This is a genomic window from Virgisporangium aliadipatigenens, assembly GCF_016863615.1.
In the GTDB taxonomy this organism is placed as follows: Bacteria; Actinomycetota; Actinomycetes; order Mycobacteriales; family Micromonosporaceae; genus Virgisporangium; species Virgisporangium aliadipatigenens.
Map to the genome: position 1 here is coordinate 169,552 of NZ_BOPF01000014.1, position 16,590 is coordinate 186,141.

Sequence of the window (16,590 nt, forward strand, 5' to 3'; positions counted from 1 at the left end):
CAGGGCGCCGGGGAGCGAAGCGAGCCGGTGACATGAGCCTGCTGCGCAACTCCTGGCGTCAGCTCACCAGCATGCGCACCGCACTGGTGCTGCTGTTCCTGCTCGCCCTGTTCGCCATCCCGGGAAGCGTCTTCCCGCAGCGCTCCATCGGCCCGGAAGCCGTCGACAGGTACCTGCGCGACAATCCCGACACGGGGCCGTGGCTCGACCGGCTCCAGGCGTTCGACGTGTACTCGTCGGTCTGGTTCTCGGCGGTGTACCTGCTGCTGTTCGTGTCGCTGGTCGGATGCGTCGTGCCCCGGCTCAAGGCGCACGCGGTCGCGCTCATCCGCGTTCCCCCGGAAGCTCCTAAACGGCTGGACCGCCTGCCCGCGCACGCCGACGACCTCGACCACGACGGCGATCCGGAGGCGGCCGCCGACGCGCTCGCGGCGCTGCTCAAGGGCCGGCGCTTCCGCGTGGCGCGGCGCGGGCGCACGATCAGCGCGGAGAAGGGCTACCTCAAGGAGACCGGCAACCTGGTCTTCCACTTCGCGCTGCTCGCGCTGCTGGGCGGGATGGCCGCCGGGGGCCTCTACGGCTGGCACGGCAACCGCATTGTTGTCACCGGAGACACGAACGGCTTCTGCAGCAGCACCCAGCAGTACGACGAGTACGACCTCGGCACCCGCGTCGACGCCGCCGACCTTGCCCGCTTCTGCGTCACGCTCGACTCGTTCCGCGCGGAGTACCTCGACAGCGGGCAGCCCAGCCTCTACCGGGCCCGCATGAGCTACGCCGCCGACGGCGAGCGCGGCACGCGCACGGTGGAGGTCAACCACCCGCTGCGCCTCGCCGACGCCAACGTGTACCTGCTCGGAACGGGCTACGCGCCCACGCTGCGCTACACCGACCGGGCCGGCCGGACCCAGACGATCACCGTGCCGTTCCTGCCCCAGGACAACGCGCTCACCAGCTACGGGCTGGCCGCGTTCCCCGACGCGAACATCGGGCTGACCGAGCCGGACGGCCGCCCCGCACAGGTCGCCTTCGACGGGCTGTACCTGCCCACCGTGCCGGAGAACGTGGCGCACGGCGCGTCGCTGTTCCCCGCCGAGCGGGATCCACGGCTGATGCTGCGCGCCTACATCGGCGACCTCGGCCTCGACAGCTTCCGCCCGCAGTCGGTGTACGCGCTGAACTTCGACCAGGTCGAGGGGAAGATGCTGCAGGCCAGCGGGGACCAGTTCGCGCTGAAGCCGGGTGAGTCGCACACGCTCGCCGACGGCACGAAGATCGAGTTCCTGGGCACGCAGCCGTGGATCGCCGTGTCGGTGCGTCACGACCCGGGCGAGAAGGTCGTCCTCGTGGGTGGCATCCTGCTGGTGATCGGCCTGCTCGGTTCGCTGACCGGGCGTCGGCGCCGGGTCTTCTTCCGGGTCACGCCGGACGGGGTCGTCGCGGGCGGCCTGCCGCGCAGCGAGTACGAGGGCTTCGCGGCGGAGTTCGAGCAGATCGTGGAGAGTGCCCGGGCCGCGCTCGGGGAACGCACGCGGGAGAAGGCGGGGAGCCGAGATGGCTGAGGTGTCCGACCAACTGCTGGTCGTGACGATCATGACGTACCTGGCGGCGCTGGTCGCCTACGCGGCCGAGTACGCGTTCGGTTCGGCGACCCGGGTGTCCCGGGTGGCCAACCGGGAGTTGGTGGGCCCCGACGGTCTGGCGGTGGTGGTGGACGACGAGCCGGCACCCGTGTCCCCGAGGGACCGGTACATCGGCTACGCCGTCCTCGGGCTCAGCGTCGCCGCCACCCTCGCGCACGCCGCGACCCTGATCACCCGCGCCGTCGCCGCCGGCCGCGTGCCGTGGGGCAACATGTACGAGTTCCTGCTGGCGCTGACCCTGGTCGGCTCGGTCGCCTGGCTGGTCGTGCTCTTCGCGCGCCCGGCCGTGCGCGCGCTCGGGCTGCTCGTCACGACCGTCGTCATCGTGCTGCTCGGCACCAGCGGCATGCTGCACACCGACGCCGGCCCGCTGGTGCCCGCGCTGAACTCGTACTGGCTCGCCATCCACGTGAGCGCGGTCGCCACGGCCGGCGGGGTGCTGCTGGTCGGGTTCGTCTCCGCCGTGCTGTACCTGCTGCGGGACGGCTACGAGAACGGGCGCACCGGTTTTCCGTTCGCCCTCGCGGCCAAGGCGCCGGCCGCCGCCACGATCGAACGGCTGACGTTCCGGGTGCACGCGTTCGCGTTCCCGATCCTGACCGTGGGCATCATGTGCGGCGCGATCTGGGCCGAGGCGGCGTGGGGCCGCTACTGGGGGTGGGACCCCAAGGAGGTCTGGTCGTTCATCACCTGGGTGATCTACGCCGGCTACCTGCACGCGCGGGCGACGCCGAGCATCAAGCGCCGCACCGCGAGCTGGCTGGCGATCGCCGGGTGGGCCGCCGTCGTGTTCAACACCTACGGCGTGAACCTCGTCTTCAGCGGCCTGCACTCCTACGCCGGCGTCTGAACCTCCTCGGTCTTCTCGGGCTTGCGCCCGAGGAGCACCAGCATGAAGCCGGCCATCAGCATCATTCCGCCGGTCCACACCAGCATCGGGACGTTGGTGCTGGTGCCGGTGATCGGGAGCGACCCGTTGGAGGTGGTCGTCCCCCCGTTGTTGCCGCTGGTCGAGGAGGGGTTGATGACGACCTTGGCGGTGTCGTTGGCCGTGTCCTTGTCCGCGGGCGGGTCCTTGATCTCGGCGAACGGGTTGTGGAACGACACCGTCCCCGTCGCGTCCGCCTTCACCTCGGTGATCTTCAGCGTGAACTTCTTCGAGTCCGTGCTCCCCGCCTTGAACCACACGGAGTCGGTGACGCATCCGTAGAACGTCCCACCGGCCGCACCGGGCTTGATGTCGACGCCGCCGCCCGACTTCTCCACGTACGACGAGCAGCCGGCCGGCACACCCGTCACCTGCGTGCCCGGCGGCACCGCGAACGTGTACGCGAACGGCGACGCACCGGTCGCCGAGCCGTCCAGCGTGGCCTTCCCGTTGTTCTTCACGCCGATGGTGACCTCGACCGAGGCGTCCTTCGCGCCCGAGGCGTTGGCCCCGTTGGCGGCGATGTCGTAGGTGTTCTTGACGGTCGTCCCGAAGATGGCCGTGTTGTCATCCACATTGATGTCGGTGCCCTGCGCCGACACGACCGGCTCCGCGGCGGCGACCGCTTCCAGGGCCACCACGGTCACGCTCACCGGCTTCGACCCGAACGCGTCCTCGCTGAACCCGAACTCCAGCGCCGGCAGCCCCCACGTGTTGTGCGCCGGGATGCTCTGGTCGTAGGTGCAGGTGAAGCGGCGGGCGTCGGCGTCGTTCTGGCAGCTCGCGTAGTTGCTCGGGACGACGCCGAGCGCGTAGGAGTAGACGACCTGGATGCGCTTGGCCGTGACGCCGCCGTAGTTGGCGACCACCGGCGCGATCGTGAACTTCTGGTCCGGCGTGTACTCCTTGGCCGCCGGGAACTCCTGCAGCGTCAGGTCGACACCGGCGTGCACGCTCACCGGGATCTCCTGGGTGTGCGGCTGGACGCCGTCGGCCGTGGTGGTGACGGCGATGCTGCCCTTGGCGCCGGCGGCGACACCGGCCTTGGGCCGCACGACGACGTCGACCTGGGCCGGGCTGCCGAGCGCGCAGGTCACGGCGGTGCCGGTCGTGACGCACGCGGCGGGGAAGCCGAACGTGGCGACGTCGGCGGCCTTCGCCAGCTCGAACGTCGCCTTCGCGTTCTTGGCGTCGCCGACCGTGAACTGGAAGCGCACCGTGCGCGGGAAGCCGTTGACGGCGAGGAGGATCTCCGGCGCGGCCGCGAGCCGTACCGCACCACCGGCCGGGTCCGGTGCGGCGAGCGCGGTACCCCCGCCCACCCCGACGGCCACCGCCAGAGCGGTGAGAACCGTGGCCACGGACACCAACCGTCGACGACGCATGATTCCTCCCCAGTAGTCATGTGTCGGCTACGAAGATTATCGTGAATGTCCCTTCGGCCGCAGCCCGCCCCGTGGGGACAGGGCCCGGAAGTCGATACTCCCGGGCCCCTCGCGCTGCCTAGTGCTCCGGCGTCACGAGCACGATCCGCCGCCGTCGGAACGCCACGAACAGTCCGACGCCCACCGCGACCAGCACGGCACCCGCGCCGCCGGCGATCGCCGCGTTGGTGCCGGTGATCGGCAGCGAACCGCCGCCGCCACCACCGCCGCCCCCGCCACCGTTCCTGGTCGGGTTGATCACCACCTGCGCGGTGTCGTTGGCGGAGTTGTCGTCGACCGGCTCGTCGTGGTCGTAGAGCGGATCGTCGAAGGTCACCCGTCCCTTGGCGTCCGGGATCACCTCATTGATCTTCAGCCCGAACGGCACCGAGAACGTGGTGCCGACCGGGAACACGTTGGGCTCGCCCTCGCACTGGTACAGCGGCGCACCCGGCTTGCCCGTGACGCCCTCGTAGGAGCCGTCCGGCTGCTTGAAGATGCCGACGCACTTCTGCGACACGGTGACCACCTCGGTGCCGGTCGGCGGCTCGAACCAGTAACGCCAGGCGGGTTCGCCGCCGCTGCGGCTGATGTCGCGCGTGCCCTTGCCGACGTTGCGCGCGCCGACCGTGACGGTGACCGTGCTGCCGGCCGTACCCGAGGCCGTGGCGCCCACGGCCGCGATGTCGATCTGGTTGGCGACCTCGGCCTGCCACTCGGAGCCGTTGTCGTCGGTGTTGAGCTCCCGCGCGGCGCGGACCGATGCCGAACGGGTGGCCGCGCCGGTCAGCCGCTTGCCGCCGGTGCCCCTGGCCCGCAGCGCCGCGGCGTCGCTCTCGGCGAGCGCGTCGGCGTAGGTCCAGACACCCTTGTCGCCCCAGGCGTCCGGCGCGAAGCCGATCACGAACGGTTCGACCGTGAGCGTGTAACCGGGCTCCAGCGCGACGTCGAGATCGCAGATCGCCTGGTACGTCTGGTAGGTGCAGTTGTCGTAGCGCGGCGGCACCGTGCCGGGACGGGTGGTGTAGCTGACCCGGACGCCGTCGGCGGTGCGGTTGCCGACGTTGTCGATCACCGCGGTCACCGGCATGGTGTCGGCCGGCGTGAGCTGGTGTCGCTCCGGCCCGAACTCGTGCATGACGAGGTCCACGCCGTCCGCGACGTTGACCGTGATCGGGGGCGAGAAGCGCTCGCCGAGGTTCTTCGCCTCCACGGCGGTCTTGATCTGGCCTTTCGCGCCCGCGCCGGCCTTGGCCGTCACCACGAGCGGGAGGTCGAACGTCTCGGCATCGGCCCCGAGCACGTCGGGGAAGGCGCACGCCGTGCGGGTGCCCGTCGTCGTGCACGTGGCGGGGAAGCGGATCGACACGATCCCGGCGACGCCGCTCCAGTCGAAGTGCACCCGGGGCGCGATCGCGTCGCCGACGTACACCGACCCGTGCACCGTGCGGCCGCCCGTACCGGCCGGGATGGTCATCGCGTTGTTGAGGAATCCCACGAAGACGTACGGATGGTCACCCGGCGCTGCCTGGGCCGGGGTCCCCACGCCCACGAACAGGCCGGCGGCGGCCAGGACCGCCCCCGCGGCGGCCGCCAACTTTCGAAGCTTCTTCATCGAGTCCTTCTCGGCAAGGATCTTGCAGCGGTGGATCCGCGCCCCGGGAAGGTAGCGGTGAGGTACGACAGTCCGCTGCTGGATTAGGCGCTTCGACGTCCCCGCGCAGGGACCGCACCGGGGACATCTGACCGAACGGTTGAGGCCGGTGCCCCGCGCGGATCGTTCCCCGGCGCTGGAACACTGGGCTGATGGCACGAGGCTTCCCGTACACCGATCTCAAGGACTTCCTGAACGCCCTCGACAAGGCGGGCGAGCTGCACCGGGTGCGGGTGCCCGTCGATCCGCACCTGGAGATGAGCGAGATCGTCACCCGCACGGTCCGCGCCGGCGGCCCGGCACTGCTGTTCCAGCAGCCCACCCGCGGAGATCTCCCAGTGGCGATCAACCTCTTCGGCACCCACCGCCGCATGGCGATGGCGCTCGGCGTGGAGGACATCGACGAGATCGGCCGACGGATCGGCGCGATGGTCCGCCCCGAACTGCCCGTGGGCTGGTCCGGGATCCGGGAGGGGCTCGGCAAGCTGCTCCAGCTCAAGTCGGTGCCGCCGAAGCACGTGAAGGGCGCGCCCTGCCAGGAGGTCGTGTTCAAGGGCGCCGAGGTGGATCTCAACCGCCTGCCGGGCCTGCAGACCTGGCCGGACGACGGCGGGATCTTCCACAACTTCGGGCTCACCCACACCAAGCACCCGGAGACCGGAAAGCGCAACCTCGGGCTGTACCGCCTGCAGCAGCACAGTCACAACACGATCGGCATGCACTGGCAGATCCACAAGGACTCCACGGCCCACCACGCGGTCGCGGAGCGCCGGGGCGAGCGGCTGCCGGTCGCGATCGCGTTCGGCTGCGACCCGGTGGTCAGTTACGCGGCGACCGCACCCCTGCCCGGCGACATCGACGAGTACCTGTTCGCCGGCTTCCTGCGCGGCGAGCGGGTCGAGATGGTGGACTGCCTGACCGTCCCGCTCCAGGTCCCCGCGCACGCCCAGGTCGTTCTCGAGGGCTATGTGGAGCCGGGGGAACGCCTTCCCGAGGGGCCGTTCGGCGATCACACCGGCTTCTACACGCCGGTGGAGCCGTTCCCGGTGCTGCACGTGGAGGCCATGACGATGCAGAAGAACGCGGTCTACCACTCGATCATCACGTCGAAGCCGCCGCAGGAGGACGGGCCCATCGGCCACGCCACCGAACGCATCTTCCTGCCGCTGCTCAAGATGCTGGTGCCGGACATCGTGGACTACCACCTGCCGGCCGCCGGAGGGTTCCACAACTGCCTGATCGTCTCGATCAACAAGCGCTACCCCAAGCACGCCCAAAAGGTCATGAACTCCGTCTGGGGCGCCCACCTGCTCTCGCTCAGCAAGTTGATCGTGGTGGTCGACGACGACTGCGACGTGCACGACTACAACGAGGTCGCGTGGCGGGCGTTCGGCAACGTCGACTACGCGCACGACCTGCTGCTCACCAGCGGGCCGGTCGACCACCTGGATCACGCCTCCTACCAGCAGTTCTGGGGCGGCAAGGCGGGGGTGGACGCGACCCGGAAGCTGCCCACGGAGGGTTACACCCGCGGCTGGCCGGACGAGGCCACGATGAGCCCGGAGGTCGTCGCCAGGGTCACCAAGCGCTGGAAGGAATACGGGCTGTGAGCGTGTCGACGGCGACGCGGCGTCGTCCGGAAGGAGCGCAGCGAAGCGGAGCGGGAGGAGGGCGACGCCTGAAGGCGGCGCCGGCGACTGAGCGGGGAGCACTGTGACCACGGTGGAGCAGCCGAACCGGGTCAAGTCCTTCCTGAAGCTGGTGGCGATCGAGCACTCGGTGTTCGCGCTGCCCTTCGCCTACCTGTCGGCGCTCGTGGCGATGGGGGACGGCCCGGTGCGCTGGGGCGACCTGGTGCTGATCACCGTGGCGATGGTGGGCGCGCGGACGTTCGCGATGGCGGCCAACCGGATCATCGACCGGCACATCGACGCCCGCAACCCCCGCACCGCCGGCCGCGAACTGGTCACCGGCGCCGTGAGCGTGCGCACCGCCTGGATCGGCGCCGCCGTGGCGCTCGTCGTCTTCGCCGGCGCGGCCGCCGCCCTGAACCCGCTGTGCCTGGCGCTCTGCCCGCTGGCCGTCGTGCCGCTGGTGGTCTACCCGTACGGCAAGCGCTTCACGGACTGGCCGCACGCGATCCTCGGCGTGGCTCAGATGGTGGGTCCGGTCGGCGCGTGGCTGGCCGTCACGGGCACGTTCGTCGGGTCGGGGCCGGCCTGGGTGCTCGCCACGGCCGTCGGGCTGTGGATCGGCGGGTTCGACCTGATCTACGCGTGCCAGGACGCCGAGGTCGACCGGCAGATCGGGGTCCGGTCGGTGCCGTCGCGGTACGGCATCCCGTTCGCGCTGACCGCCTCGACCGTGGCCCACGTGGTGACGTTCGGCCTCTTTGTCTGGTTCGGGGCGCTTGTTGGGCTCGGTTGGCTGTGGTGGATCGGACTCGCGGTGACAGCGATCGCATTCGGGTACGAACACGCCATTGTTCGGCCCGATGATCTTTCGAGGGTGAACCGGGCGTTCTTCACCGCGAACGGCTTTGTCGGAATCGCGCTGTTCGTATTCGCTGTCGCCGATCTTGTGCTTCTCGGCTAAGTGACGCGGAGTATTTCCGGCGCGTATCGTACTGGAACTGTTCCGGCCCGGGCCTAATCATTGTTGGCACCGTACGACTATGGGTACGGGGTATTTCCGAAGCGGAGTACGCGCAGCTCAGCTCAGCGGGACATCGAACTCGCCCCGCCTGACGGCGCCGATGAAGCGTCGCCAGGTGGGGGGAGTGAATTCGAGCACATCGCCGGCGTTCCCGGCCTTGCTGTCGCGCACGCCGACGGTTTTGTCGCCGGCCACCGCCACTTCGACGCAGTCGCCGCCGTCGTTTCCGCCGCTGCGGCTCGACTTTCGCCAGCCGGTAAACCGATCGGTCATCGCCTTGTCCTGCTCCTGGTGCCAGAGTTGATCGCTTTAAGCGCCCTGACAAGGTAGGTCAGGGTGTCCTCCGAGGACAGGGCAACGGCGGTAAGTCGGTCGAAAAGTCGCAGGTAGGGACCCACTTCGTCCGGTTCGATAAGGACCTGACTGGCGGCAACCTGGTCCAAGAGGACGACAACCGGGTCGTGCGGGTCGTCGTAGGTGCAGATCGTGAACGGCGCCCGCGGCGCGCGCACGTCGAGGAGTTCGACCTCGACGGGGACGATGCCGAGAGTGATCTGGTCGTGCTCGACCAGCCCGATCAGGTGCTGCAGCTGCTCGGCCATCACCTCGCGCGGCACCACGAGCCGGCGGATGGCCTGCTCCTCCAGGATCACCGCCATGGTGCGGTCCGGCTTCTGCGTGAACTCCTCCTGCCTCCGCAGCCGCCCGGCCACCGTCACGGCGTGGTTGAACACCGCGCCCTCGCCGGCGACGATGTCGTTGCGCGCACGGACGTAGCTCTCGGTCTGCACCAGGCCGGGGATGAGGTGCGACTCGTAGATGCGCATCGAGGTGGCGCCGCTCTCCACGTCCGCCCAGCGGGCCTGACCGCCCATGTCGGAGAAGGACTGCGTCTCCCACCAGCCGCGGGCCGCCGCGTCGCGGGCCACGCGCACCAGTTCGCGCCAACGGTCGGTGCCCTCGTCGATGCCTAACGTCTCCAGGACCTTCATGACGTCCGCGACATCGGGCTTGCGGGCCCCGGTCTCCAGGCGCGATATCTTCAGTCGGGACTCACCGATCCGGCGCGCCAACTGGTCCGCGGTGAGTCCGGCGGCTTTCCGCAGGTCCCGCAGCTCGTTTCCGAGCCGGAGCCTCCGTACGTACGGGCTGGGCACAGGCGATACCTCCAGGTGGAACGGTTCCACGCGGGACAGTAGTGCAGTGATCGTGAAGAACCTTCCCCGACCGTCGGGAAGAATGGATCTGTGCGCAGGCCGTGGGTGGTGGGAGTCAGTGGTGCCTCGGGCACCCCGTACGCGTCGGCTGTGCTGCGCGGCCTGTTCGACGCCGGACACGCCGTCGACCTCGTCGTCTCACGCGCCGCCCGGCTGACCGTTCTCGACGAGACCGGTCACCCCTTCCGGGACGCGCACTGGCGTTCCGACCTGGAGCGATGGCTGTGCCTGGAGCTGCCCGACGCCGACGTGCGGTACTGGGCCGCGGGCGATCTCGCGGCCGGCCCGTCCTCGGGGTCGTACCCGGTGCGCGGGATGCTCGTCGTCCCGGCCAGCACGGCCGCCTGCGCGGGCATCGCGATCGGGCTCTCCAAGGACCTGCTCCAGCGGGCGGCCGAGGTCAACCTCAAGGAACGCCGCCCGGTGGTGGTGGTGCCGCGGGAGACCCCGGTGACCCGCAGCCATCTGGAGCACCTCATCGCCCTGCACGACGCGGGAGCGGTGGTGCTCCCGGCCAGCCCCGGCTTCTACGCCGGCGGGGCGGGAGCGACCGCGCAGCAGCTCGTCGACTTCGTGGCCGGCAAGGTGCTCGACGCGGCCGGGGTGCCGCACACGCTGTTCACGCGGTGGAGAGGCGAACTGGCCAGCCGGCCCTAGCCCTCGGCGTGGTCGTCGTCCAACTCGCCCTCGAGCAGCGCGCGAACTTCCGATTCCCGAAACCGCCGGTGTCCGCCAGGGGTGCGGATGCTGCTGATGCGGCCGGCCGCCGCCCAGCGCGTCACCGTCTTCGGATCCACCCGGAACAGTGCTGCCACCTCGCCCGGTGTGAGAAGACGATCTCCCGTGTCCACAACCCCTCCTAGCTGCGATCATGCGCCCCAAAAGGCGTGATCATCGAGGCTTGGGATCATTAGAGCACCGGCAAGGTGCAGTGTCCGACAAACATGGAAAACGCACATGTTGTGCCGGTCTGCACCTGCGTTATGGTACGGGGCGTGGACGCCATTGACCGCCGGCTGCTTGATCTTTTGCGGGGCAACGGCCGGCTGTCGTACGCGGAACTCGCGCGCCAGGTCGGCCTCTCCGCGCCCGCCGTTCACGAACGGGTCGGCAAGCTCGAATCCTCGGGCGTGATCCAGGGCTACTCGGCGACCGTGCAACCCGAGGCGATCGGTCTCGGCGTCACCGCGATCATCGGCATCGTGCAGGACAGCACCGGCGACACCGACGAGATCCAGAAGGCCCTGCACGACTTCCCCGAGGTCGAGTCGTGCTACTTCATGGCCGGCGAGGAGGCGTTCCTGCTCAACGTGCGGGTCGCCACGATCGCCGAGCTCGAACGGGTCATCGTCCAGCTCAACCGCACTCCCGGCATCGCCCGTACGCGCACCGCCATCGCTCTGTCGACCAAGTGGGAGGGGCGCCACCAGGCCCTCGGTGAGGGAGTATGACGGGTGTGAACCCACTGACCCAGGTCGATCCCGCCGCGCTCCGCAGCCGTCGCAGCATGAAGTGGCGGAAGTATCCTGACGACGTTCTCCCGCTATGGGTGGCGGAGATGGACACCCTCCTCGCGCCGCCGATCGCCGAGCGACTGCACGCGGCCGTCGACCTCGGCGACACCGGGTACGCGGCGCCCGGACAGCTCGCGGAGGCCCTCGCCGGATTCGCGTCGGCCCGCTTCGGATGGTGGCCCGACCCAGCCGAGATGACCTTCATCGGCGACGTCGCCCAGGCGGTCGTGCGGACGCTCGAGGCGATCACCGCGCCCGGCGACGCCGTCCTGCTGAACACGCCCGCGTACCCGCCGTTCTTCGCCGACCTCGCCGACATCGGCCGCCGGATCAAGGAGAGCCCGCTCGCGCGCACCCCCGACGGCTACCGGCTCGACCTCGACCTCCTCGCCCGCGACTTCGCCGCACCGGAGGTGACCGCGTACCTGCTGGTCAACCCGCACAACCCGACCGGCCTCGTGCTGAGCCGCGAGGAGCTCACCGCCGTGGCCGCGCTCGCCGACGCGCACGGCGTGCGGGTCATCGCCGACGAGATCCACGCCCCGCTGACCTACCCGGGGGTCGAGTTCGTGCCGTACCTGTCGGTGCCGGGGGCCGGTCGCGGCATCGCGTTCCATGCCGCGTCCAAGGCGTGGAACCTCGCCGGCCTGAAGGCCGCCCTCATCGTTCCCGGCCCCGACGCCGTCGCGGACGTTCGGCGCATTCCGGAGAACGCCCGCTACACGGCCGGGCTGCTCGGCATCATCGCGTCCGAGACGGCCTACCGCAGCGGCGGCGCCTGGCTCGACGCCCTCATCGCCGGCCTCGACGCCAACCGCAAGCTCTGCGGCGAACTGCTGGCCGCGCACCTGCCCGCCGTCGGCTACGTGCCGCCGGACGGCACCTACTTCGCCTGGCTGGACTGCCGGGCGTTGGGCCTGTCCGCCGAGCCGGCCGACGTGTTCCTCGAACGCGGGCGCGTGGCGCTGTATCCCGGGCCGGCCTTCGGCGCACCGGGCGTGGGGCACGTGCGGCTCAACCTCGCCACGTCGCCCGACATCCTCACCCAGGCCGTGGAACGGATGGCCGCCGCGACCCGCTCGGGGTTCATTCCGTCGGTTGGAAACCGCTGAACAGTTCGTTGATGAAGTCGTTCGCCACGGTGGCGACGAGCACTCCGAAGCCGATCAGGAACACCAGCACCAGCGCCATGATCACAACGACCTTGGTCGTGCGCGAACGCGGCGTCGTCGTGTCCTGATTGCCCTGCGACAGGATGTGGCCGGTCAGCGAGCCCGTTCCCTCCACCGCACTCGGCCGCTGGAACGCCGGCGGCGACGACTGTGCGGCGGCGCCGCGCCCGTACACCGTTCCGCCGGGACGGGAGGCCTCGGCCGGACGCGAGGCCGCCGGTGCACCCCCGAACGACGTAGGCGCCGCCGCGGGTGCCGCACCCGGCCACAGCACCGGCTGCGCCGGGTCGGACTGCGGCGCGCCGGTCGTCGGCCGCGACGCGTGCGAACTCGCCGGAGGCGCGCTGGTCGGCGGGGGTGGTGGGGTGCCCGGGGTGTTCTGGATGACCGAGGCCGGCCACGCCGGGAGAGCCGTGCCGGGGCCGGAGACGGGTGCCTGCGAGGCTGCGGAGGCCTGCTGGTTACCGCCCCACAGCGGCTGCTGCGGACTGCCGGCGGGCGGTGCGCTCGGCGGCGGGGACCACGGTGCGCCCGGTGCGGCGCTCTCCGTGGACGGCGGGTTCGGCGGCGGGGACCAGGGGGCGGCCCCGCCGGCGGGCGGCGCGCTCGGCGGTGGCGACCACGGTGCGGCATTGCCGGCGGGCGGCGCGCTCGGCGGCGGTGACCAGGGGGCGGCACTGGACGCGCCGCTGTCCGACGCCGGCGTGCTCCACAGCGGGGCAGGGCCGCCGCTGCTCGGCGTGCTGCTGCTCGGCGGAGCGCCGCTGGGCGCACCCGCCCGCGGTGTCCCCGCGCCCGGCGAGCCGTACTGCTGCACACCGCTCGACGGGGTCGTGTAGACGGGAGCCGGCGCCGGCTCGTTAGCGGCCGGCCACGCCGGAACATCCGACCCGCCGGCACCGCGCTGCGGCAGCGACGACGAACCGGACGGCACGCGGGCGCTGCCGCTCGACGGCGGACCCTGCTGCCAGGGCTGGGCGCCACCGGAGACGGGATCCGGGGCGGAGGGTCCGACCTGGTACGCCGCCGCGCCGAATGCCGGTGCCGCCGCCCCGCTGACGGGCGCTGCCGAGCCGGCGCCCGGCGCCGTTCCGAAGTCCGGCGCGGACCCGGTACCCGATGCCCCACTCGCTCCGGAAGGCCCACCGACCGACGCGCGGCCCGGCACGGAGGCCGACCCGAACGACCCGGGCACCGACGCCGATCCCGCGGCAGCCGACCCCGGGACGGAAGCTGACCCCGAGCTGAACGGCGACCCTGCGGAGGCCGCGGACCCTGGGACGGAGGCTGATCCGGCGCCGGAGGCCGGCACGGCGGCCGATCCGGAGCTGAACGGCGATCCTGCGGAGGCCGCGGACCCTGGGACGGAGGCTGATCCGGAGCCGTAGGCCGATCCCGGGACGGACGCTGACCCGGCGCCCGAGGTCGGCACCGGAGGCATGGGTGGCGAGGGCGGCGTGGGTCCCGGCCCAGGGAATGGTCCTGGCCCGGGCGCCGGAGCGGGCGGCACCGGACTCGGGAACGGCGAGGGCCCCGGCGGATCCGACGGCCGCGGCGGCTGCACCGGATCGGACGGCTCGGGCACCGGCGGGGTCGACTCACCGGCGCGGTACATCCGGGATCCGACCGGCGGCACCGTCGATGCGGCGGCGGCGCGTTCGGCGTCGGTGAGCCGGATGTTCTGCGGCACGCTCGCGCTGGCCCGGGCGACGTGCCGGCGCGGCGGCGCGTCTTCCAGCGGGGCCGGCGCCGCTTCGGGCTCGGGCTCGGCCGGCGGCGCGACGGATGCCGAGGCGGACGCGCGTTCGACCACGGGCGCCTCGGGCTCGGCCTGTTCCCCCGCCGAACGGTGGGACCGGACGGGCGGGATCGGGGTCGGCCCGGACGACGGCGCGGCCTCGGGGGCGGCCGACTCGGTGCCGGACTGGTTCCACTGGGCGAACGCCGCCCACGGGGACGCACCCTCCGGAGAGGCCGGCTGACGCCGGGGCAGCGCGCCACCGGTGCCGGAGGGAACGGACGACGGCGTGAACCCGGATCCGCCGGGAAGCAGCTCCGACCCGCTCACCTCGGGCGACCGATCACCGTCGAGCCGCGAGGGCAGGTCACCAGCGCCCGCACGCGAGGGCAGGTCGCCACTGCTCGACCCCGACGGCAGGTCGCCACCGCTCGACCGCGAGGGCAGGTCACCGCCGCTGGTCCGCGAGGGCAGGTCGCTGGCGCTCGCAACTGACGGCAGGTCGCCGTCGCGCGAGGAAAGGCGAGAGGGCAGCTCGGCAGCCGAGGAATCGCGGTCTCCGGACCCGGCCGCGTCCGGCTCCCGGAGGCCGGGCCGCTCGGCCGCCAACCACGGCGCCGGCGGTTCCTCCTCGGCGGAGCCGAAAGAGCCCGCCGATCCGACCGGCCGCGAGGCCGGCGGCTCCGGCGCGGCGCCGGCTCCACCCGGCCACATGGCCGCCGCGTCGAACGTCGCGGACGGCGGCTCGAACGGCTCGTCCTCGCTACCCGCGGCCGGCGTGGGCTCGGCCCGGATGGCGTCGAGTGACGCGCCGACGGGCGGCGGCGCCGGAATCGGCGGCAGGTCGTCCGACTCGGCCGCCCGCTCCGGCAGGTGATCGGTGCCGAGTGGCCCGCTGGTCCACGCCTGGTCCCGCTCCGGCGTCGTGGGCTGAACGCCCGCCGCCGTGCCGCAGGTCGGGCAGGTGCGCGCGCCGTCCGGCAGTGGATCACCGCAGGCTAGGCAGCGGACCGCCTCCCGCCCTTCCATGACGCCTCCTTGCAATGCCCTTGGTCCGCAGCCGTGCCCTTGGCCAGATCGTGCCACCCCGAGGTGACGCCGTCTGCCCTCGCGTACGCCGTTCGGCCACGCGTTGCGCCCTCAACGGTGCTGCTCGGGCACACGGTGCCACATCGGTGCCCGCCGAACCGATGCGGATGCGCGAGTCTAAACGCTGCCCTAGCTCCTGTCTCGTGGGCTACGGGCCGGATCCATTACCCGGCGGACTGCGAGGTGGACGCCCCGACCGACCGGCTCGCGGAGGCCCCGGCACTGGCCGCCGGCGACTGCGATTTGCTGGTGGCCGGCGGCGCCGGTGAGGGCGATGGCGACGGGGACTGGGACACCGACGGGTCCGGGATGGGACTCGGGCTCGACGCCGTCGGATCCGGCTTCGGCGACGTGGAGGGCGTCGGCGACGGCTGGGTCGGTGTCGGTGTCGGTGTCGGCGTGGGAGTCGGGTTGGAGGGGTTGGTCGGCGTGCCACCGACCGGCGGGTTGGACGTGGGCGGCGGCGTCGCGCGCGCCGGCAGCGGCCGCGTCGCCCCGTAGAACGTCCGCCACCGCACCTGCGAGATCTTGACCACCTGGCCGGTGGTGGGCGCCTCGATCATCTTGTCGCCGCCGATGAAGATCGCGACGTGTCCGATGCCCTGCCACGGCCCGGGCGGGCCGAAGAACAGCAGGTCGCCGGGGAGCAGCGCCTCTCGCGACACCTTGGTGCCGGCGGCGTACTGCGTGTTGGCGATCCGGGGGAGCTTGACGCCGACCTGCCGGTAGGAGTCCCACGTGAGGCCGGAACAGTCGTACGAGTTGGGCCCCTCGTCGCCGAAGATGTACGGCTTGCCGAGCTTGCTCATCGCGAACGAGATGACCTTGGCGACGTCCGGGTGGGCGTAGTTTCCGCCGGAGGCCTCGCCGAGTTGGTACTGGGCGCCGATGCCGCGCTCGTAGGCGTCGGCCTCCGCCTCGGCCGCGGCGAGGGCGGCGGCGTTCTGGTCGCGGAGCTGCTGGAGCTGCGCGGCCCGCTGGTCGTACTGCGACTTGACCGTGTCGCGTTGGGTGACGGCGCTCGCGTGCGCCTGCCGGGCGGCTTCGAGCGCCTGCCGGGTGCGCTGCTCCTCGGACTGGGCGCGGGAGTACTCACGCGCTGCCGAGCTGCCGCCGGGCTGCTCGCCGAGGCCCGGGTGGACTCGCGAGTACTGGTGATAGTCGTCCGCGTACTCGCCGAGCGGCCCCAACTCCTGGGCGCGCTTGTAGGCGTCGGTGGCCGCGCTGTTGGAGTCCTCTTCCAGCTCGCCCAGGTAGGCGCTGGCGCGGTCCCACTCCGCCTGCTTGGCGTCGACGTCCGCCGCGGCGTCGTCGACCTTCTGGTTGAACGACGCGAGCTGGCCGGCCAGCCGTTGGACCTCGGCCGTCTCCTTCTGCACCTGCTGCGCGAGCGGGCTGAGCGGCATCGACGCGCCGGTCGGGACGGTGACGCCGTCCCCGTTGCCGGTGCCGTTGCCGCCGGATTCGCTGCCGGGTGTGGGAACGCTCACTGCCGGGGGTCGGCTTCCCGCGTCCGGCACCCCTGAGCCTCCCGGCTCCGCCAGTGCCGGCCGACC

15 protein-coding genes are annotated in these 16,590 nt (G+C 71.7%); 9 read left to right on the forward strand and 6 right to left on the reverse strand.

The features are described 5' to 3' along the window. Positions 1 to 32 precede the first annotated feature (32 nt). Together resB and ccsB are read left to right on the forward strand one after the other, a co-directional pair. Positions 33 to 1,562 (forward strand): cytochrome c biogenesis protein ResB, encoded by a 1,530-nt coding sequence (gene resB, locus Val02_RS20845; RefSeq protein ID WP_203900799.1) that lies wholly within the window; start codon positions 33 to 35, stop codon positions 1,560 to 1,562. Further along, a complete protein-coding gene (ccsB, locus tag Val02_RS20850) occupies positions 1,555 to 2,493 on the forward strand; it encodes a c-type cytochrome biogenesis protein CcsB (protein WP_203900800.1) in 939 nt (312 codons plus the stop codon). The genes resB and ccsB overlap by 8 nt, the downstream gene beginning before the upstream one ends. On the opposite strand, the gene Val02_RS20855 is transcribed toward ccsB, so the two are convergent. Both Val02_RS20855 and Val02_RS20860 read right to left on the reverse strand, forming a co-directional pair. Further along, on the reverse strand, positions 2,478 to 3,932 hold the full coding sequence (locus tag Val02_RS20855; protein ID WP_203900801.1) for a hypothetical protein: 1,455 nt from the start codon (positions 3,930 to 3,932) through the stop codon (positions 2,478 to 2,480). The genes ccsB and Val02_RS20855 overlap by 16 nt on opposite strands. A gap of 142 nt (positions 3,933 to 4,074) precedes the next feature. Next, positions 4,075 to 5,610, reverse strand: a complete 1,536-nt coding sequence (locus Val02_RS20860) for an LPXTG cell wall anchor domain-containing protein (protein WP_203900802.1) — start codon at positions 5,608 to 5,610, stop codon at positions 4,075 to 4,077. A gap of 188 nt (positions 5,611 to 5,798) precedes the next feature. On the opposite strand from Val02_RS20860, the gene Val02_RS20865 reads away from it, so the two are divergent. Then, positions 5,799 to 7,259 (forward strand): menaquinone biosynthesis decarboxylase, encoded by a 1,461-nt coding sequence (locus tag Val02_RS20865; RefSeq protein ID WP_203900903.1) that lies wholly within the window; start codon positions 5,799 to 5,801, stop codon positions 7,257 to 7,259. Positions 7,260 to 7,362: 103 nt separating this feature from the next. Continuing rightward, the gene (gene mqnP / locus Val02_RS20870) at positions 7,363 to 8,244 is read left to right on the forward strand and encodes a menaquinone biosynthesis prenyltransferase MqnP (protein WP_203900803.1); all 882 of its coding nucleotides are present in this window, start codon (positions 7,363 to 7,365) and stop codon (positions 8,242 to 8,244) included. A 117-nt stretch (positions 8,245 to 8,361) separates the two neighbouring features. Here the strand turns inward: mqnP and Val02_RS20875 are convergent, their stop codons facing one another. Then, entirely contained in the window at positions 8,362 to 8,577 is a 216-nt protein-coding gene (locus Val02_RS20875; protein ID WP_203900804.1) for a DUF397 domain-containing protein, read from the reverse strand. Then, on the reverse strand, positions 8,574 to 9,461 hold the full coding sequence (locus Val02_RS20880) for a helix-turn-helix domain-containing protein (RefSeq protein WP_203900805.1): 888 nt from the start codon (positions 9,459 to 9,461) through the stop codon (positions 8,574 to 8,576). The genes Val02_RS20875 and Val02_RS20880 overlap by 4 nt, the downstream gene beginning before the upstream one ends. A 90-nt stretch (positions 9,462 to 9,551) precedes the next feature. On the opposite strand from Val02_RS20880, the gene Val02_RS20885 reads away from it, so the two are divergent. After that, positions 9,552 to 10,178, forward strand: a complete 627-nt coding sequence (locus Val02_RS20885; RefSeq protein ID WP_203900806.1) for a UbiX family flavin prenyltransferase — start codon at positions 9,552 to 9,554, stop codon at positions 10,176 to 10,178. Here the strand turns inward: Val02_RS20885 and Val02_RS20890 are convergent. Then, positions 10,175 to 10,372, reverse strand: coding sequence for a BldC family transcriptional regulator (locus Val02_RS20890; RefSeq protein ID WP_203900807.1), 198 nt, complete (start codon positions 10,370 to 10,372; stop codon positions 10,175 to 10,177). The genes Val02_RS20885 and Val02_RS20890 overlap by 4 nt on opposite strands. Positions 10,373 to 10,516: 144 nt before the next feature. Between Val02_RS20890 and Val02_RS20895 the strand changes: the two genes are divergently transcribed. From Val02_RS20895 to Val02_RS20910, 4 genes are all read left to right on the forward strand, one after another. Continuing rightward, entirely contained in the window at positions 10,517 to 10,972 is a 456-nt protein-coding gene (locus tag Val02_RS20895) for an Lrp/AsnC family transcriptional regulator (RefSeq protein ID WP_203900808.1), read from the forward strand. Beyond that, entirely contained in the window at positions 10,969 to 12,147 is a 1,179-nt protein-coding gene (locus tag Val02_RS20900) for a MalY/PatB family protein (RefSeq protein ID WP_203900809.1), read from the forward strand. Before Val02_RS20895 ends, Val02_RS20900 begins: the two co-directional genes overlap by 4 nt. A 143-nt stretch (positions 12,148 to 12,290) precedes the next feature. Then, positions 12,291 to 13,046 carry a hypothetical protein gene (locus tag Val02_RS20905; protein WP_203900810.1) on the forward strand — a complete coding sequence of 252 codons (756 nt, stop codon included), beginning with the start codon at positions 12,291 to 12,293 and terminating at the stop codon, positions 13,044 to 13,046. A 618-nt stretch (positions 13,047 to 13,664) separates the two neighbouring features. Beyond that, positions 13,665 to 14,189, forward strand: coding sequence for a hypothetical protein (locus tag Val02_RS20910; RefSeq protein WP_203900811.1), 525 nt, complete (start codon positions 13,665 to 13,667; stop codon positions 14,187 to 14,189). Positions 14,190 to 15,198: 1,009 nt separating this feature from the next. Here the strand turns inward: Val02_RS20910 and Val02_RS20915 are convergent. Further along, on the reverse strand, positions 15,199 to 16,524 hold the full coding sequence (locus Val02_RS20915) for a C40 family peptidase (RefSeq protein WP_203900812.1): 1,326 nt from the start codon (positions 16,522 to 16,524) through the stop codon (positions 15,199 to 15,201). Positions 16,525 to 16,590: the final 66 nt, after the last annotated feature.